This is a genomic window from Giesbergeria sp., from assembly GCF_028686475.1.
GTDB lineage: Bacteria > Pseudomonadota > Gammaproteobacteria > Burkholderiales > Burkholderiaceae_C > Simplicispira.
The window spans coordinates 13,939-33,724 of record NZ_JAQUCA010000026.1; the positions used below are offsets into that span (position 1 = coordinate 13,939).

Annotated in this window: 12 protein-coding genes; 8 read left to right on the forward strand and 4 right to left on the reverse strand. The window is 59.2% G+C overall.

The features are described 5' to 3' along the window. Positions 1-3 precede the first annotated feature (3 nt). Positions 4-1,179 carry an MFS transporter gene (locus PHX60_RS13860; RefSeq protein WP_300078830.1) on the reverse strand — a complete coding sequence of 392 codons (1,176 nt, stop codon included), beginning with the start codon at positions 1,177-1,179 and terminating at the stop codon, positions 4-6. Between the two features lie 91 nt (positions 1,180-1,270). Here PHX60_RS13860 and PHX60_RS13865 point away from each other — a divergent pair, with 91 nt between their 5' ends. The 7 genes from PHX60_RS13865 to PHX60_RS13895 all read left to right on the forward strand — a co-directional run bounded on the left by PHX60_RS13865 (position 1,271) and on the right by PHX60_RS13895 (position 10,387). Then, entirely contained in the window at positions 1,271-2,338 is a 1,068-nt protein-coding gene (locus tag PHX60_RS13865) for an efflux RND transporter periplasmic adaptor subunit (protein ID WP_300078832.1), read from the forward strand. Positions 2,339-2,348: 10 nt separating this feature from the next. Continuing rightward, complete coding sequence (locus PHX60_RS13870) at positions 2,349-5,612, forward strand: efflux RND transporter permease subunit (RefSeq protein WP_300078834.1); 3,264 nt, start codon at positions 2,349-2,351, stop codon at positions 5,610-5,612. Between the two features lie 5 nt (positions 5,613-5,617). Continuing rightward, positions 5,618-5,971, forward strand: coding sequence for a carboxymuconolactone decarboxylase family protein (locus tag PHX60_RS13875; RefSeq protein ID WP_300078837.1), 354 nt, complete (start codon positions 5,618-5,620; stop codon positions 5,969-5,971). 183 nt (positions 5,972-6,154) lie between these two features. Continuing rightward, positions 6,155-7,498 (forward strand): FAD/NAD(P)-binding oxidoreductase, encoded by a 1,344-nt coding sequence (locus PHX60_RS13880; protein ID WP_300078839.1) that lies wholly within the window; start codon positions 6,155-6,157, stop codon positions 7,496-7,498. Between the two features lie 23 nt (positions 7,499-7,521). Continuing rightward, the gene (locus PHX60_RS13885; protein WP_300078841.1) at positions 7,522-7,866 is read left to right on the forward strand and encodes a hypothetical protein; all 345 of its coding nucleotides are present in this window, start codon (positions 7,522-7,524) and stop codon (positions 7,864-7,866) included. Positions 7,867-7,913: 47 nt separating this feature from the next. Further along, a complete protein-coding gene (locus PHX60_RS13890) occupies positions 7,914-9,734 on the forward strand; it encodes a DUF294 nucleotidyltransferase-like domain-containing protein (protein WP_300078843.1) in 1,821 nt (606 codons plus the stop codon). Continuing rightward, positions 9,731-10,387 (forward strand): 3'-5' exonuclease, encoded by a 657-nt coding sequence (locus PHX60_RS13895; RefSeq protein WP_300078845.1) that lies wholly within the window; start codon positions 9,731-9,733, stop codon positions 10,385-10,387. Before PHX60_RS13890 ends, PHX60_RS13895 begins: the two co-directional genes overlap by 4 nt. On the opposite strand, the gene PHX60_RS13900 is transcribed toward PHX60_RS13895, so the two are convergent. The 3 genes from PHX60_RS13900 to PHX60_RS13910 all read right to left on the reverse strand — a co-directional run bounded on the left by PHX60_RS13900 (position 10,384) and on the right by PHX60_RS13910 (position 13,739). Continuing rightward, entirely contained in the window at positions 10,384-11,538 is a 1,155-nt protein-coding gene (locus PHX60_RS13900) for a hypothetical protein (protein WP_300078847.1), read from the reverse strand. The genes PHX60_RS13895 and PHX60_RS13900 overlap by 4 nt on opposite strands. Before the next feature lie 168 nt (positions 11,539-11,706). Further along, entirely contained in the window at positions 11,707-13,434 is a 1,728-nt protein-coding gene (locus tag PHX60_RS13905; RefSeq protein ID WP_300078862.1) for a cation acetate symporter, read from the reverse strand. Continuing rightward, on the reverse strand, positions 13,431-13,739 hold the full coding sequence (locus PHX60_RS13910) for a DUF485 domain-containing protein (RefSeq protein WP_300078864.1): 309 nt from the start codon (positions 13,737-13,739) through the stop codon (positions 13,431-13,433). Before PHX60_RS13910 ends, PHX60_RS13905 begins: the two co-directional genes overlap by 4 nt. 268 nt (positions 13,740-14,007) lie before the next feature. Here PHX60_RS13910 and PHX60_RS13915 point away from each other — a divergent pair, with 268 nt between their 5' ends. After that, positions 14,008-19,776, forward strand: a complete 5,769-nt coding sequence (locus tag PHX60_RS13915; RefSeq protein WP_300078867.1) for an excinuclease ABC subunit UvrA — start codon at positions 14,008-14,010, stop codon at positions 19,774-19,776. The last annotated feature ends 10 nt before the right edge of the window (positions 19,777-19,786 follow it).

A 19,786-nucleotide genomic window follows, 5' to 3' on the forward strand; every position in this document is an offset into this window, starting at 1 on the left:
TGGCTACTGCTGCAGGTTGCGCTGGCGCAGGGCCAACCAAAGCACAGCGCCCCCCGTCAGAGCCAGCGGCAACAAAGAACCCACATTCAGCCACCACCAACCTTGCGTAGTCACTAAAGCGCCGGAGGCAAACGAGGTCAGGGCCATCGTGGCAAACACCGCAAAATTGATGGCCGCTTGGGCGCGGTCTTTTTCTTCTGGCCGATAGGCTTGCAAGGCCAGGGTGGTGCCACCAGTGAACAAGAAATTCCAGCCCACGCCCAAAAAGAACAAAGCCACGGTAAATTGCGCCACTTCTTGCCCAGACAAGGCCACCAGCACGCAGAGCAAATTCAGCAACACCCCCGCCCCCATCACAGGCAACACACCCCAGCGCTTGACCAAATGGCCGGTAAAAAAGCCGGGGGCAAACATGCCCACCACGTGCCATTGCAAGACAAAGGCTGCCTCTTCAAAGGCGTAGCCGCACACCTGCATGGCCAGCGGAGTGGCTGCCATAAGCAAGTTCATGACCCCATAGCCCAGTGCTGAGGCCAACATCGCCACGATAAACGCCGGTTGGCGCAACAGTTCGGCCAATGGCCGCCCCGCTTGTGCTGTGTTGCTGGCAGCAGCAGGGCTGATACGCTCAAACCGAATGGCGGCCATGCAAACCATAGACAGCAAGGCCACACCCACCAGTGCCAAATAGGTGGCTACAAACGGCACCTGTAAGCCATCGCGGCTGTGATTGGCCAAATACGGGCCAGCCACGGCCCCAATCAAGCCCCCCGCTAACACCAAAGAAACGGCTTTTTCCCGAAAGCTGGGTGCAGCCAACTCGGCGGCAGCAAAACGGTACAACTGACCGTTGGCGCTGTAATAGCCCGCCACCATCGTGCCCAAGCACAGGCCAAAAAATTGACCGCTATAAACCGCCCAAGCACACCACAGGGCGCATACCAAGGCCACGGCCAAGCCTATCTGGAATGACACCTGCCGCCCCCAACGCCGCTGGCTGCGTGCCACTAACCCCGTCGAGAGCGCACCGCCCACCACATAGCCCATCACGGGCAGCGTAGCCATCCAACCATAGGGGGCCAATTGCAACCCAACCAAACCATTGATGGCAATAAAGACCACATTGTTGGTCAGAAACAAGCCTTGGCACAAGGCCAACAACCAGAGATTACGGTTCATGAAAACTTCTTTATCAACTATTTGACTATTTAACTACTTATGCAAATAATAGCTGGCATTTCTTCTTTGCTTTTTGGGTGTGGGTGTCTCTATGCTCTATTTTCGTCCTCTTGCGCTGGCCTTGGTGGCACTGCTGTCTGGTGGCACCCCTGCTGCATGGGCGAGTGAGGCAGCCACCGTGCCCGCCCAAGCCAACCACAGCACCCAGCGTAGCAGTTTTGATGGCACGGTAGAGGCGCTGCGCCAAACGGTGCTGGCAGCCCAAGTCTCTGGCGCCGTGGTGGAGTTGGCGGTCAAAGTGGGCGACCGGGTACAAGCCGGGCAGCTGCTGTTGCGTTTGGATGCACGCACCGCAGAGCAAACCGCCACCGCCGTACAAGCCCAAGTACAGGCGGCCCAAGCAGCGCTGGACGTAGCTGCACGTGCCTACCAGCGCCAGCAGCAACTGCACCAACAACAATACATCAGTCAAGCAGCCCTAGAACAGGCCCAAGCCCAATTCAAGGCCAGTCAAGCCCAAGTCAATGCCCAAATGGCCCAAGCAGAAGCAGCACGCAGCCAAACAGGGCTGCATACCGTGCGCGCCCCCTATGCTGGCGTAGTGGCCGAAGTGCCCGTGGTGCTGGGCGATATGGCCATGCCCGGCAAACCCTTGCTCATTTTGTATGACCCCAGCGCATTGCGCGTCACTGCGGCGGTGCCGCAATCGGCATTGCTGCCAGAGGTGGCCGTTGATACTGTGCAGGTAGAACTGCCCGGTTTGCCGGGTGCAGCGCAATGGCAGCAGCCGCTGCGCGTGCAGGCATTGCCCACAGCAGATGCCGCCACACACACCGTACAAATTCGGGCTAACTTGCCTGTGGGTCTGTCAGGCGTGGTGCCAGGGCAATTTGCACGCCTGTGGCTGCCAGTGGCAAACCAGCACACCGATACCACTGCACGCCAAGCCACCGTATCAGTGCCAGCGCAAGCGGTGGTGCGCCGGGCCGAAATGACGGGCGTTTATGTGCAAAGCCCAGACGGCCCGCCGCGTTTGCGCCAAGTGCGCTTAGGTCGCACCACGGGTGAGCATATCGAGGTGTTAAGCGGTCTGGCCGCAGGCGAGCAAGTGCTTCTCAACCCGGCCTTGGCCCGCCCCACACCGGTGGCTAGCCATTAAGGCCACCACCATGCGTCAATCCACCGAGCCAACTGCTTTGGGTATTTCGGGCCGCATTGCCGGTTTTTTCCAAAGCGCCCATATCACGCCACTACTGGCCTTGCTGGCCTTCTTGTTGGGCGTGTTTGCGGTGTTGGTGACACCGCGCGAAGAAGAGCCGCAAATCAACGTCACGATGGCCAATGTGCTGGTGCCGTTTCCGGGGGCCAGCGTGCGCGATGTGGAGCAAATGGTGGCCATTCCAGCAGAACAGGTGCTGTCACAAATCAGCGGTACCGAGCATGTGATGTCGCTGTCGCGTCCCGGTTTGGCGATTTTGACGGTGCAATTCAAAGTGGGCGTGCCACGCACCGAGGCATTGGTACGCCTGTACGACACCATCCACTCGCATGCCGATTGGTTGCCCCAAGGCTTGGGGGTCTTATCGCCCATTATCAAACCCAAGGGGATTGACGATGTGCCCATCGTTACCCTGACCTTACACAGCCGACGTGCCGATACGGGTGCGTTCGATTTAGAGCGCGTGGCGCACAGCATCGAAGCTGACCTCAAGCGTGTGCCCGGCACGCGCGAAATCACCACCGTGGGCGGCCCCGGTCGCGCGGTACTGGTAGAGCTGGATAGCGCCCGCATGGCAGGCAGTGGCATCACAGTGGACGACTTGCGCCGCGCCCTGCAATCGGCCAATTGGGGTCTGCCGGTGGGCGAGCTGCTCGGTGGCAACCAAGCCGTCAGCCTTGAATCTGGCCCCTTCTTACGCAATGCCGACGAAGTGGCCGAACTGGTAGTGGGCGTGCGCGCTGGCAAGCCGGTGTTTTTGCGCCAAGTGGCCGAGGTACGCGATGGCCCGTTGCCACCCAGCCGCTATGTTTGGCACGGCACAGCCGGGCAAGACGCTACGGTATCCCCCGCTGTCACCCTCAGCATCACGAAAAAACCGGGCGAAAACGCTATCGATGTCGCCAATGCCGTGCTAGAACGCGTGGCCCTGCTGAAGAACACCGTGATTCCGGCGGATGTGGAAATTGCTGAAACGCGCAACTATGGCGCTACCGCCAACGACAAAGCGCAAAAGCTGATTCAGAAACTGCTGTTTGCCACCGCCTCGGTGGTGGCATTGGTATTTATTGCACTGGGCAAACGCGAGGCTGCGATTGTCGGCACCGCCGTGGTGCTAACGCTCACCGTGACACTGTTTGCCTCTTGGGCTTGGGGCTTTACCCTGAACCGGGTGTCCTTGTTTGCGCTGATTTTCTCCATTGGCATTTTGGTAGACGATGCCATCGTGGTGGTGGAAAACATCCACCGCCACCAGCAACTCTACCCCGGTAAAACGCTGGTGCAGATCATTCCCGGTGCGGTGGATGAGGTGGGCGGCCCGACCATTTTGGCGACCCTGACGGTGATTGCCGCCCTGCTGCCTATGGCGTTTGTCTCGGGCTTGATGGGGCCGTACATGAGCCCGATTCCCATCAATGCCAGCATGGGCATGTTGCTCTCACTGGCGATTGCCTTTGTCGTTACCCCGTGGCTGGCGCGCCTGTGGATGAAGCCGGTTTCGGTGGCCGAGGCAGCGCACCATGCCACGCACCCGCATGGCATGGCGGGCAAAATCACACCGCTGTTCACGCACATTTTTACCCCGCTGCTCGATCAGCAACGCGGTGCGCGCAACCGGACTCTGTTGGGTTTGGGTGTGGCAGGTTTGATTGCCCTGTCGCTGGCGCTGCCAGTGGCTGGGCTGGTGCTGCTCAAAATGCTGCCGTTTGATAACAAATCCGAATTCCAAGTGGTGGTAGATATGCCTGCTGGTACGCCGGTAGAGCAAACCGCCGCCGTGCTGCACGAGCTGGGGGCTTATTTGTCCAGCGTGCCCGAAGTCACGCACTATCAAGCCTATGCCGGCACCGCTGCGCCGATCAACTTCAATGGACTGGTACGCCAGTATTACCTGCGCGCCGGTGGCGAGGTGGGAGACATCCAAGTCAATTTGGTGGATAAACACCAGCGCAAGGCACAAAGCCACGCCATTGCCACACGGGTACGCCCAGCGCTACAAACCATCGGCCAGCGCTTTGGTGCCAACGTCAAAGTGGTAGAAGTGCCACCCGGCCCGCCCGTGCTGGCGCCGATCGTGGCGGAGATTTATGGCCCGGAAGAAGCAGGCCGCCGCCAAGTCGCCAAGGCCGTGCGGGCGGTATTTGAAAACACTCCCGGTGTGGTGGATGTGGACGATAGCAGCATTGCCAGCGCCCCGCGTACCCTGTTGTTGGTCGATCGGCGCAAGGCCGCTTTGCTCGGCATCCCCCAACAAGCTATCGTCACCACGCTGCGCGCAGGTTTGGCCGGTGAAGCCGCGACTTACCTGCACGACCAAAGCAAATACCCTGCTGCGGCGGTGCTGCAATTGCCAGCGCAGCAGCACGGCGATTTAGCCACCCTGCTGCAACTGATGGTACGCAGTGCCTCGGGGGCTTTGGTGCCGATTCGTGAATTGGTGACGCTGAGCGACAGCGTACGCGAGCAGCCGATCTATCACAAGGATTTGCTGCCGGTGAACTTTGTCGTGGCCGACATGGCCGGTGCTGTCGATAGCCCACTCTATGGCATGTTTGCCATGCGTGCCAACATCACCAAGCTGCCCATGCCCGATGGTGGCCCACTGGCGGAATACTTCATCCGGCAACCGCAAGATGCTTGGCGCGGCTATGCCCTGAAGTGGGATGGCGAATGGCAAATCACCTACGAAACCTTCCGCGATATGGGCGCGGCCTATGCCGTGGGCCTGATTTTGATTTACCTGTTGGTGGTGGCGCAGTTTGGCTCGTACCTTACACCACTCATCATCATGGCCCCGATTCCACTGACGATGATTGGTGTCATGCCCGGCCACGCGCTGTTGGGCGCACAGTACACGGCCACCAGCATGATCGGCATGATTGCGCTGGCCGGCATCATCGTACGCAACTCGATTTTGCTGGTGGACTTTATCAATCTGCAAGTGCGTAGCGGCGTGCCCTTCGAACAAGCGATCGTGCAATCGGCCATCACGCGCGCGCAGCCCATTGTGCTGACTGGGCTGGCAGCCATGCTGGGCGCCTTCTTCATTCTGGATGACCCGATTTTTAACGGGCTGGCCATTTCGCTGATTTTTGGCATTGCCGTCTCGACCGTGCTGACGCTGGTGGTGATTCCGCTCTTGTATTACGTGGCCTACCGCCATCGCCTAGAGGCCCTGCACCCACCCCCTGTTTTTTCAACCCCTGGAGCTTGATGAGTATGAGCACTTCTTACCGTGACCTGACCCGTGATATTTCTGCCGAATTGGGCAAGCTGCGCACCGAAATCCCCGACACCCTGCAAGCCTTTCATGCGCTGGGCAAAGCTGCTTCTGCCGAGGGCGCACTGGACAAAAAAACCAAAGAGCTGATTGCCGTGGCCTTGTCGGTGGCGGCGCGTTGCGATCCATGCGTGGGCTTTCACTTGCAAGCGCTGGTCAAGCTGGGTGCTACCCGTGCCGAGCTGGCCGATGTGCTGGCGATGGCCGTCTATATGGGCGGTGGCCCGTCGTTGATGTACGCGGCCAAGGCTTCGGCAGCGTTTGACGAATTCAGCGCCGCGGCCGCAACGTAATTTTGCTGCCCTGCCCTCCGCTCTGCCTTGGGGGGCTGCAGGCACTGGCTATTTTGCGGCACTAGGCGGATACTAGAACCGAGCGTAGCTATTGGCATCTGAAGCGACCTGCATACTAAAAAAAATGGGGGGGCCTTGTGCAGGTGCGGGTTGGTGAATGGCCGCCCCGATAGGAGACAAAACATGCACCGCATCACTACTCCTTCTGCGGCTGCGGCCATGCCCTCGCGGCGCCACTGGTTGGTAGGCACCGCCAGTGCAGGTGCAGCCCTGACCTTGGGGCTGGGCCACCACACCACGGCACAAGCCAAGCAGCGCACCAAAGCCCATGTCGTGATTGCGGGCAGCGGCTTGGGTGGTTTGGCCATAGCGCACCGTTTGTTGAAGATGCTCGATGGTGTCCAAATCACCATCATTGATGCCAAACAAGCACACAACTACCAGCCCGGTTACACCTTGGTTGCCAGTGGGGTGTGGCCTGTCAGTAAAGTGATGGATCGCAATGCCGACTTCATGCCCGCTGGAGTGCGTTGGATCCAAGAGATGGTGGCCGAGTTTGACCCCACAGCACAAACCGTGGTCACCAGCAGCGGCCAACGCGTGCGTTATGACTATCTGGTGGTGGCAGTGGGGACGCACCAAGACTGGCACCAAATTGAAGGCATGGACACCCACGCCATTGGGCAAAATGGCCTGACCAGTGTCTATCCTAGCCCCGAAGCTGCAGCGGCCACTTGGACGGCGATGGACGCCTTCCGCCAAAAGGGCGGTCAGGCCGTCATGACGCTGCCCAGCACACCGCTCAAATGTGCGGGTGCGCCGCTCAAAATGACCTTCATGCTGCGCGACCGGCTGGCCCAAGCAGGCACCCTCGGCTCATCTCAAGTCACGTTCTATTCTGCTTTAGGCAACGTCTTTGGTGTCAAAACTGTCAATGACAACGTGTTAGAGCGCTGGCAGACGCTGGGCGTCAACGTACAGTTCACGCAGAAGCTCAAAGCTATCGACATAAGCGCACGACGGGCCACCTTCGTCAACCCAGAGGGTGCAGCCACCGAGGTGTCCTACGACTTTATCCACCTAGTGCCGCCGATGCGTGCGCCCGATGCCATCAAAAACTCTGATTTGTCTTGGAAAGAAGGCCCGATGGCGGCTGGTGGTTGGCTGGAAGTGGACAAAGACACCTTGCAACACCGGCGCTACCAAAACGTGTTTGGTTTGGGCGATATCAATGGCACGCCACGCGGCAAAACAGCCGCCACCGTGAAGAAAAGTGCCCCCATCGTGGCACAGCATTTGGTCGAAGTGATGGCAGGCAAAAGCCCCAGCCAAAAGTTTGATGGCTACACCTCTTGCCCGATGATTGTGCGCGAAGGCTCAGCCATGCTGATCGAGTTTGATTACGAAGGGCGCTTAGTGCCCTCGTTGCCCATGATTGAGCCACTGCAAGAAAGCTACTTTGCTTGGCTCATGAAGGTGCGGATGCTCAAGCCCGCCTATCTGTCGGTGCTCAAAGGCCGTGTGTAACCCCCCAGCACAGGAGACAAACCATGTACGAAATTTGGCTGGTGATGAACATTGTGTATGAGCTTGCCCTGAGCATTTGGCCGGTGCTGGCATTGGCCGGGGCGGTATGGTTGCTGCTGCTGGTCATGGCGCGCCAGCGCATCGGTTGGCGGCAAGTGCCAAGGGCGGTGGCGGTAGGGGCAGCGGTGGCGGTGCTGCTGTTTTTCAGCGTACCCAGCTTGACACAATCGTCTTGGTCCAATATGGGCTATTGGGTAGATTGGGCCAATTTGTTGGCGATAGCATTGGGCTTGGGGGCGTTGGCAGCGGTGTTTGCATGGCCGCTGCTGGCGCTGCTGCGCCAGCCCGGCACCACAGGAAAACCCTGATAGCCCCTGCAAGCCTTTTGCAAGCCCTGCCGGGTTGAATGGGCTTTATGCCCAATGCCTTTAACTTTGCCGCTTCACCCTTTGACTGCTTGACCCCTGAAGAACAGGGGCTGGTACGAAAAAACGTGGATATTGCCTACTTTCCCAGCGGAAAGGTGGTGCTGGATGTGGGGGCCGTGCCTACACACCTGTTCATCCTCATCAAGGGCTATGTCACGCAAACCGAGGGCGAAGAGGTGCTGGCCACCTACGGCCCAGACGACACCTTTGATGGCCGGGGTTTGGTGGCCGGGCGTGTCAGCAGCCGCTTTGTGGCCGCCGAGGAGGTGTTGGCCTACCAACTCACCCACGAGGCCGTGAATGAACTGATTGCCCGCAATGCCACTTTTGGCGCTTTGCTGTTTTCAGACATTGGGCACAAACTCAACACTTTGGCCCAGCGCGGCGATGAGCACGAGCTGCAATCGCTGACTTTGGCGCGCGTCGATGCCACCTACCTGCGCCCAGCCCATGCCGTCTCGGCGCAAACCGATGTCATCTCGGTGGTGCGCTTGTTCCAAGAGCAGCGCACCAACAGCGTGCTGGTAACGGGCCTGCCCGACGGCCAACTCGGCATTTTTAGCAACACCACTTTACAGCGTGCCGTGTTGGATGGCCGCCCGCTGCACCAAATCACGGTGGGCGAATTTGCCAGCAGCCCGGTGGTCACCGTGCGCCCCAGCGACCAATTGGGCGATGCGATGGCCCTGCTATTGCGTAGCCGGGTGCATCGGTTGGTGGTGGTGGATGAACAGCAAAAAATCCACGGCATCCTAGAAGCGCTGGACATGTTCAGCTTCTTGGCCAACCACTCGCACCTGATTACGGTACAAATTGAGCAAGCCTCCGATTTGGCCGCCTTAGAGCAGGCCGCCAGCCAAATCACCCGCTTGGTCACCTTACTCTACCGAGGGGGCACCCGTATCCGCCTGATGGCCACCTTGGTGCAGCAACTCAATGCCCGCCTCTTTGAGCGTGCTTGGCAGATGCTGGCCCCGCCCGATTTAGTACGCAACAGTTGCCTGTTTGTCATGGGCAGCGAAGGCCGGGGTGAACAACTGCTCAAAACCGACCAAGACAACGGCCTGATTTTGCGCGATGGCTACACACCCCCCGCAGATTTAGATGCCATTTGCCAACGCTTCTCCCAAGCCCTGATTCGCTTTGGCTACCCCGAGTGCCCCGGCTACATCATGGTCAGCAATTCGGCTTGGCGTGATTCCGTGAGCCTTTGGGCGCAAAAAGTGCGCCAGTGGTTGTTGTTGCCCGATGCCGACAGCCCGATGCACTTGGCCATTTTTATGGATGCCCATGCCGTAGCTGGCGATGCCCGCTTGCTCGACGAGGTGCGCGCCCGCCTGATGGAGCTGGCAGTCGATAACGATGGGATGCTGGGCCGTTTTGCCTCGGTGGTGGACTCGTTTGGCCAACAGGCCAGTTGGTGGGCGCGCTTGCTGGGCAATAACCACGGCACACCCAGCCTCAACCTCAAAAAAGAAGGCATCTTCCCCATCGTGCATGGTGTGCGTAGTTTGGCCTTGGCACGGCGGGTAGTGCAAACCAGCACGGCAGAACGCATTACAGCCTTGGTGGCCGATGGTGCCCTCAGCGCCAACCAAGGGGCCGAACTGACCGAAAGCCTGTTCTTTTTAATGGGCCTACGCCTTAAAGCCGGTCTGGCAGAGCTAGACATGGGCCGTGCTGTCAGTGGTGATGTCACGCCCGAACATCTGAGCAGTTTAGAGCGCGATTTGCTCAAAGACACCTTGGCCGTGGTCAAGCGCTTTAAAGCTTTGTTGCACCAGCGTTTTCATTTGGATGCCCTATGAGCCAACCACCCGCTCCACGCCGTTGGTGGCAACAATGGCAGCGCCAATGGCAACTGCGCCAACTCAATAACCCAGAGTACCGTTTTTTGTGGGAACCAGCCCCGCCGGATGAATGGGTGTCCTTGGACTGCGAAACCACTGGCCTGAATGTACGCAGTGATGAAATTATCTCGATTGGGGCGGTGCGTATTGCCGGACAACGCATCCTCGCCAGCCAACGGCTAGAGCTGCTGGTGCGCCCCGACAAGGGCGTATCTGCCGAGAGCGTTCGCATCCACCGCCTGCGCGAGCAAGACGTGGCCCAGGGCCTGCCCTTGGCAGAAGCGATGCACACACTGCTGCACTTTATGGGCAGCCGCCCGCTGGTCGGTTATTTTTTAGAGTTTGATGTCGCCATGCTGAACCGCGCCGTGCGGCCCCTGTTGGGTACAGGTTTGCCCCAGCCACAAATAGAAGTTTCGGCCATGTACTACGACTACAAATTCCAGCAGCTGCCACCCTACCAGCAGCAAGAAAATGCCGATATTGACTTGCGCTTTGACACCCTGATGACCGACCTGCAACTGCCCCGGCGCGATGCCCATGATGCGCTCAACGATGCCATCATGGCGGCACTGGCTTTTATCAAATTGCGGCAACTGGCCGCCAATTAGCGCCCACTTTTGCGCCACTGCGCCATCGCGGCTTTGCCTGCCGGTGTCAGCAGCGGCTGCAATTGTCGCCAATTCAGGCTAATGCTGTCATTGCAGGCCCGCATGGCATGGCTGTGCAGGGTTTCAAACACCAAGCCCTGCGGGGTGGGATAGGGCTGTGCCAGCTCCATGTGTTCAACGTCTTGGGCGCAATCGTCCTCTGGGGTGTTGCGCGGGTCGTGCTTTTCTAGCAGGGTACGCAAAGGGGTGCGTAGTGCCTCGCCCGATGGGCCATGCTGGGGCGCAGCCGCTTTGGCTCCACCCTGCAACCAATCCCATACGGCCACCGGAGTGCCAGTTTGCAAATTCCAAGTCAGGTACGACACCGCAGAAAAACTGTGTGCGCCACCGCAATACAGCTCAGGGGTAACATCGCGCAGTACCAACATGGCATCATTCCAGAGTACCGGTTCTAGCGCACTCTCCCAAGTGCTGCCGCCCATGCGCGTGCATTCGTAGTCTTGCACGGCTTGCTCGCCCAACCACTGGCGCGCATAGGTATTGAAGGCCACAATGCCCACACTGCTGCCGGGCAAGGCCAAAGAACGTGCAATCGGCGTGAACAATTCTTGGTAGGTGCGCCCTTGGTGTTGCCTAGGGCGTGATTGCACCGCGTGGGCTGCTTGGATAGGGGCATAAAAATGGGCATCGCAAGGAGCCTCTTCTGGCGGGGCCGCCGCTGGTGCAGAAACACGCTGCAATTGGATAGGCCATTTTTTGGCCCCATCCAAGGCTTGCCAAGTGCCTTGCAAACCACCTTCGGTGTGGGGCAACAACTGCCAATGGGCCAGTGGACGCAGTTCTACGCTACCGGCATCGCGTAGCTGTTCGGTCAGGTTGAAATGCCCGGTGTGCAATGCCAAGGTCAGGGCCTCGTCACTGCTGCGGTCGGTGCTGCTGGCCTCTAGCCACAAACCCCGGCGCTGCGCTAAGTGGTAATACTGTGCCCCTTGTGCCGATAAACAAACCATCACCGCATGGGGGCCAATCTGGCCTTTCCAGGTGCCCGCATAGGTCAAAGCCGTGGACGTGGTTCCGGCATAGCCGCTGATGGTGGCCACAGCCAACCCAGCAACTGCACAGCGCAAAACGGCAGGAAGAGGCGCAAACATTTTGAATCAAACTCCTTGAACCAAGCATACTAAACCTTCACCAGCCCCGTTCCAGCACTGGCCCCAGCGGCTATGGCAGACTGGCGAAAAAAAACCGGGCCACACGGACCCGGTTTTTGTCAACCACAGGCACCACATCCCATAGGAGGGTGCCTATGCGCTACCGACTTAGTGGCCCGAAGCGCCAGAAGCACCCAAACCAGTTTCGGAACGAACCTTCTGAGCAGCAAACTCAGAGCGTTCGCGGGCAGCATTGGCGCTCTTGTCAGTGATCGAGAAGAACCAGACACCGAAGAAGCCGATGGTCATGGAGAACAGCGCAGGCGAGCTATAGGGGAACAGGGCCGAGCCAGCTGGATTGCCCAGCGTAGCTTCCCAGACCGAGGGCGAAACCACCGTCAGGGCCACAGAGGAAATCAGGCCCAAGAAGCCACCAATCACCGCGCCCTTGGTAGTGCAGTCTTTCCACAGCACCGACATGAACAACACAGGGAAGTTGGCCGAAGCAGCAATCGCGAAGGCCAGCGACACCATAAAGGCGATGTTTTGCTTCTCGAACGCAATACCCAGCACCACGGCAATCACACCCAGAGCCAAGGTAGTCATACGCGAAACCTTCAGCTCAGAAGCGCTGTCAGCATTGCCCTTTTTGATGACGGTAGCGTACAAGTCGTGCGATACCGCAGAAGCGCCCGACAAGGTCAAGCCAGCCACCACCGCCAGAATAGTCGCGAAGGCCACAGCGGAGATGAAGCCGTAGAACACGTTGCCACCGACCGACTTGGCCACCAGCACAGCAGCCATGTTGGCCGTACCTGCACCGCCGTGGATGATGCCCTTGGCAGTATCAGCGTACTCGGGGTTGGTCAGCACCAAGGTGATAGCACCAAAACCGATGATGAAAATCAAGACGTAGAAGTAGCCAATCCAAGTGGTAGCCCACAGTACGGATTTACGGGCTTCTTTGGCATCAGGCACAGTAAAGAAGCGCATCAGGATGTGGGGCAGACCAGCAGTACCGAACATCAGAGCCATACCGAAAGAGATGGCAGAGATGGGGTCTTTAATGAAGCCACCGGGGCCCATGATAGCCAAACCAGCCTTGGCAGCCTCTTCAGGCGTTTTACCAGAGTTGGCAGCAATACCAGCACGCACTTCCACGCCCTTGGCAAACAGCGCTTCGGGGCTGAAGCCAAACTGGGCCAGCACCATAAAGGCCATGAAGGTCACGCCCGACAGCAGCAGCACAGCCTTGATGATCTGCACCCAAGTGGTGGCTGTCATACCGCCGAACAGCACGTACACCATCATCAGCACGCCCACGATGACCACCGCCATCCAGTATTCCAGACCAAACAGCAGCTTAATCAGCTGACCTGCACCCACCATTTGGGCAATCAGGTAGAAGGCCACCACCACCAGCGTGCCCGAAGCAGCAAAGGCACGAATGGGGGTTTGTTGGAAGCGATAACCGGCCACGTCGGCAAAGGTGAACTTGCCCAAGTTACGCAGGCGCTCGGCCATCAGGAAGGTAATGATGGGCCAGCCCACCAAGAAGCCCAGCGAGTAAATCAGGCCGTCAAAGCCCGAAGCCATCACCGCAGCCGAAATACCCAAGAACGAAGCAGCCGACATGTAGTCGCCCGCAATCGCCAAACCGTTTTGGAAGCCGGTAATACCACCACCGCCAGTATAAAAGTCAGCAGCAGACTTGGTCTTGGCTGCCGCCCATTTGGTGATGTAGAGCGTGCCGGCAACAAACACGGCAAACATGGCGATGGCCGTCCAGTTGGTGGCCTGTTTGGCCGCTTGGCCCACATCGCCGCCAGCGGCGTATGCGCCACCAGCAGCCAAGAGCGCCAGCAGCGCGCCGACAAATTGCACACGAGACTTCATTTGGCAGCGTCCTTCAAGATTTCTTGGGTCAGGCGGTCAAACTCGCCATTGGCGCGGTTGACATAGTAGCCAGTGATGGCAATGGTGAAAATAATCACGCCCATGCCAATAGGAATACCAATCGAGGTCACACCCGCACCAATAGGCTGGGCCAAGAAAGGCTTGTTGAAGGCCACCAAGGCGATGAAGCCGTAATAGACAATCATCATCAAAATGGTCAGGGTTACACCTATGCCGTTGCGCTTGGATTGCAACTCTAAGTATTTGGGATGGCGTTGTATCTTATCTACCACCGAATCGCTCATGGCGTCGTCTCCTCAGGAATGGATGAAAGGCAAAGCCGCAAAAAACACCAGCTTTACGAGGTTGGCCCATTCTGCAAACGGCGTCTGACCAACTCCTTACGAAAATCGCTCAAAACTGTCATTTAAGTATTTGATTTACTTGGGGGAAACCCGTTGGTAATTACCCTAGGTTTTGCCCTACCAAGAGTGGGACGACGGCTGTTTTTTTTGGTTTCAGGCACCATCACACGGTTTTCTGCATTCTTTTGGTTGCTAAAGAAAGTTTTTCATGCAAGACGGCCTAATCCGCATTCGGGGTGCGCGCCAGCACAATCTCAAAAACTTGGACTTGGACATCCGCACCGGCGAGTTGACCGTGGTCACCGGCCCCAGCGGCTCGGGCAAGTCCAGTTTGGTGTTCGATACCCTGTATGCCGAGGGCCAACGCCGCTATGTGGAAACCTTCAGTGCCTATGCGCGCCAGTTTTTAGAGCGCATGGACAAACCCGCCGTCGATGCCATCGAGGGCGTGCCGCCAGCCATTGCCATCGACCAAACCAACCCGGTACGCAGTTCGCGCTCCACCGTGGGCACCATGACCGAGCTGAACGACCACCTCAAGCTGCTGCTGGCGCGTGCTGGGCAGCTGTTTGATCGCCAAACCGCTCAGCCGGTGCGCCACGACAGCCCCGAAAGCATCTATGCCGCCTTGCAACGCCGCTGTGCTGCCACCGACCCGCGTTTGGTACTGACCTTTGCGGTAGAACTGCCTGCCGATACCAGCCCGGAGCAGCTCCAGCAATGGCTGTTGGCCAGCGGCTTTACCAAAGTGCAGGCACAACGCAGCATCGACACCCCCAGCGGGCCACGCCAAGTGCTGGACGTGGTGGCGGACCGCTTTCGTATCGGCAAGGTAGAAAAAGCCCGCGCCATCGAAGCGATTGAACTGGCCTTGCAACGCGGCAGCGGGCGTTTACAAGTCTGGGTGCTGCACGAAGGGTCAGCAGCGGCCCCAGAAACTTGGCGTTTTTCTACCGGCCTGCATTGCCCTGACAGTGACTTGCGTTACAACGATCCGCTGCCTTCGGCGTTTTCCTTCAATTCGGCGGTGGGGGCGTGCGAAACCTGTCGGGGCTTTGGCCGCGTGATTGGCGTGGATTGGGGTTTGGTGATTCCCGATGGCAAGCGCACACTGCGCGAAGGCTGTATCAAGGTGATTCAAACCCCGGCGTGGAAAGAAGCCCAAGACGACCTGATGCGCCATGCCGAGGCCGAGGGCATCCCACGCGATACCCCTTGGAACCGCCTCACGCCGGAGCAACAGCACTGGGTGTTGCAAGGCTCACCCCGTTGGAAAGGCCAATGGAACCAGCAGTGGTATGGCATTCAGCGCTTTTTTGATTATTTGGAAAGCAAAGCCTACAAAATGCACATTCGGGTGCTGCTGTCCAAATACCGCAGCTACACCGAATGCCCGCACTGCGCTGGCGCGCGCCTCAAAACCGAAAGCCTACTCTGGCGCATGGGCAGCAAAGAAGAGGCCGATGCGGTGTTGCCGCCAGCACAGCGCTTTATGCCCGTGGGCGTGGCGTGGAGCCGCGCCCAACTCGAAGCCCTGCCCGGTTTGTGCCTGCACGACCTAATGCGCTTACCGATAGTCCGTTTGCGCCAATTTTTTGCCGGTTTAGACAGCAGCGGCCAAGGCAGCGAGGCCCAAGCCCTGCGCTTGTTGCACACGGAGATTGGCACCCGGCTCAAGTACCTGTGCGATGTGGGTATTGGCTACCTGACGCTAGACCGGCAAAGCCGCACGCTGAGCGGCGGCGAGGTGCAGCGCATCAACCTGACCACGGCGCTGGGCACCTCCTTGGTCAACACCCTGTTTGTGTTGGATGAACCCAGCATTGGCTTGCACCCGCGTGATATGCACCGCATCACGCAAGCCATGTTGCGCTTGCGTGATGCGGGCAACACGCTGGTGGTGGTGGAGCATGACCCCGCCGCCATGCTGGCCGCTGACCGCATCATCGACATGGGGCCAGGTCCTGGCGAGCGCGGCGGCCAAATTGTGTTTGACGGCAGCACCGATGCCCTGCGTCACGCCGATACCCTGACTGGCCAATACTTGGGCGGACGCAAGCACATCGGTATGGGCTTTCAGCGCCCGGTGAGCGAAGCTACACCGCGCCTACTGCTGGAAGGGGTGCGCGCGCACAATTTGCAAAATTTAACGGTGGGCTTTCCACTGCAACGTTTGGTCACAGTGACGGGGGTGAGTGGCTCCGGCAAATCAACGCTGATTCAAAACGTGCTGGCCCCAGCCTTGCTGCGCCATTTTGGACTGGCCACCGAAGCCCCCGGAACCCACGACCGGCTGTTGGGTGCCGAACATCTGAGCGCCGTGGTGTTTGTCGATCAGTCGCCGATGGGCAAAACGGCGCGCTCTAATCCGGTCAGTTATGTCGGCGCTTGGGATGCCATCCGTGAATTGTTTGCCTGCACGCCGGTAGCGCGCCAGCGCGGTTATACCGCCGCCAAGTTCAGTTTTAACACTGGGGATGGACGTTGCCCCAGCTGTGGCGGCTCGGGCTTTGAGCATGTGGAAATGCAGTTTCTGAGCGATGTCTATTTGCGCTGCCCGGATTGCCACGGCCAGCGCTATCGCCCCGAAATTTTAGAAGTGACACTAGAGCGCACCCGCCCCATGCTATCGGGGTCACCATCGGGGTCAGATTCCCATTCTTTGAAGAAATCAGATTCTGACCCCCATTTTTTGAATGTGGCTGATGTGCTGGAACTGACCGTGAGCGAGGCCGCTGTGCTGTTTGCCCAAGACCATGCGGTGATGGCTGGCCTGCGTCCGCTGTTGGAGGTGGGGCTGGAATACATCCGCTTGGGCCAGCCCGTGCCCACGCTGTCGGGCGGTGAAGCGCAACGGCTGAAACTGGCCGGCCATCTGGCCGAAGCCGGGCGCACCGCCAGCAAATCGCGCCAGCCGCTGGCACGCAAAGGCACTTTGTTTTTATTGGATGAGCCTACCACTGGCCTGCATTTTGACGACATCGCCAAGCTGATGCGCGCACTGCGCCAGTTGGTGGACGTGGGGCATTCGCTGGTGGTGATTGAACACAATTTGGATGTCATTCGGGCCAGCGACTGGCTGATAGACCTTGGCCCCGAAGGCGGCGAGGGCGGAGGCACCATCGTGGCCGAAGGCACGCCGCACGATTTGCGCCAGCACCCCACATCGCACACCGGCGCAGCCTTGCGCGACTACGCACAAACGCTGGGCGTGCTGCCTTTGGGCGTGCAAGAGCCACCAGCGCGCTGGGGCCAAGCTGCCAGCGCCAGCACTGCACCTGCCATGCCCGAGAGCATCCAAATCATCAACGCCAAGGAACACAACCTGAAAGGCTTGTCGGTAGAGATTCCACGCGGGCGCTTCAATGTGATTACCGGGGTCAGTGGCTCGGGCAAATCGACACTGGCGTTTGATATTTTGTTCAACGAGGGCCAACGCCGTTATTTGGAATCGCTCAATGCCTATGCCCGCAGCATGGTACAACCTGCTGGACGGCCCGAAGTGGATGCGGTGTATGGCATTGCACCCACGGTAGCGATTGAGCAGCGCCTGTCACGCGGCGGGCGCAAATCCACCGTGGGCACGGCCACCGAGGTTTGGCATTTTTTGCGCCTGCTGTATGTCAAACTGGGGGTGCAGCATTGCATCCACGACGATGCGCCAGTGCAACCGCAAAGCATAGACCGCATCGCCGCGCAATGGCTAACGGAGTTTCGCGGTCAGCACATTGGCATTTTGGCCCCGCTGGTAGTGAACCGCAAGGGCGTTTATACCGAACTAGCCGACTGGGCGCGCCAGCGCGGCTACACCCATTTGCGCGTAGATGGCGAGTTTTTGCCGACCACCAGCTTCCCACGCCTCGACCGCTTCAAAGAGCATTCCATCGAGTTGCCTATTCTCAGTTTAGACGTGGCCCCAGCGCAAGAAGCCCTGTTGCGCGCCGGTTTAGCGCAAGCGCTGGAGCATGGCAAAGGCGTGGTGCAGGTCTTGAGCGATTTACACGGCCTGCGCGAAGCCATGCAAACCGGCAGCAGCACGGCGGGCATTGGGCGCTTGCAGGTCTACTCGACCCTGCGGGCTTGCCCGGTCTGTGCCACCAGCTATGCCGAATTGCAACCCGCCCTGTTCAGCTACAACAGCAAGCATGGTTGGTGTCCGCATTGTGTCGGCACGGGCGTAGCGTTGACAGCCACGCAACGCAAGGCATTAGATGATTCGGTGCGCGACGACAAAGACAAAGGCCGCGAGCAAACTTTTGCCGAGCCAGACATCGACGAAGTCGCCGATACCCCCTGCCCGCATTGCGAAGGCACACGCCTGAACGCTACGGCACGCGCGGTGCGCTTTGGCGGCCACAGCATCACCGAAGTGGCTCGCTGGCCGATAGGACACATCCAACACTGGCTAGACCAACTGAGCTTGAGTGAGCGCGAAGCGGGCATTGCACGCGATTTGATTCCCGAAATCCGCAGCCGTTTGCAATTTCTGCAAGAAGTAGGCTTGGGCTACCTGACGCTAGACCGGGGTGCGCCCACGCTGTCGGGCGGCGAGGCGCAGCGCATCCGGCTGGCGGCACAACTGGGCAGCAACCTGCAAGGGGTGTGCTATGTGCTGGACGAGCCAACCATTGGCCTGCACCCGCGCGACAACCATATCCTGCTCAATGCCCTACAAAAGTTGGGCGACCAAGGCAACACACTGGTGGTAGTCGAGCATGACGAAGACACCATCCGCCGGGCCGAACACCTGATCGACATTGGCCCCGGTGCGGGCCAGCGTGGTGGGCAGCTGGTAGCCCAAGGCAGCGTGGCCGATCTGACAGCAGCATCAAACTCGCAAACCGGCCGCTATCTGTTGCACGCCATGCGCCACCCGCTGCAAGCGCGCCGAGCGGTGGATGAGACCCCAGGCACCACTTGGCTCACTGTGCATAGCGCACAGCTGCACAATTTGCAGCAAGTCACGGCCCGCGTGCCGCTGCATCGGCTGGTGGCTATCACGGGCGTGAGTGGCTCGGGCAAATCGACTTTGGCGCGTGATGTCTTGTTGAGCAACGTCGCCGCCTGGGTGCAACAGCGCAGCACCCAGGCCGGACGGCAAGCGATGGACGCAGGCCAAGCCCCAGCACTGCACGGCTGCACCGGCCTGCAAGGCTTTGAGAGCATTGCCCGTGTGTTGGAAGTCGATCAAACGCCGATTGGCAAAACACCACGCTCCTGCCCAGCCACTTATATTGGTTTTTGGGACAACATCCGGCAACTGTTTGCCCAAACGCTAGAGGCCCAAGCGCGTGGCTACAGTGCCGGGCGCTTTAGCTTTAACACCGGCGCAGGCCGTTGCCCCAGTTGCGAAGGGGCCGGTATCCGCACCATTGCCATGAGCTTTCTGCCCGATGTCAAAGTGCTGTGCGAGGTCTGCCACGGTGCGCGCTTTAACCCCGAAACGCTGGCCGTGACCTGGCGCGGTAAGCACATCGGCCAAGTGCTGAACATGGAAGTGGACGAAGCCGTGGGCTTTTTTGCCTCCATGCCCGCCATTGCCCACCCGCTGCAACTGCTGCAAGACGTGGGCTTAGGCTACCTGACTTTGGGCCAGCCCAGCCCCACCCTGAGCGGCGGCGAAGCCCAGCGTATCAAACTCGTGACGGAACTGACCAAGGTACGCGACGACATCACACGCCGAGGGCAAAAAGCCGCCCATACCTTGTATGTACTGGATGAGCCGACCGTGGGCCTGCACATGGCCGATGTAGACCGATTGATTCGGGTGCTGCACCGGCTGGTCGATGGCGGCCACAGCGTGCTGGTGATTGAGCACGACTTGGATGTGATTGCCGAAGCCGACTGGGTATTGGACTTGGGGCCAGAAGGCGGCGCTGCCGGTGGTTGCATTGTGGCCGCCGGTACGCCAGAAGCACTGGTGCAAGCCGGTACGCACACCGGCCAAGCCCTGGCCCCAGTGTTGGCACGCGCTTGACAAAAAATCG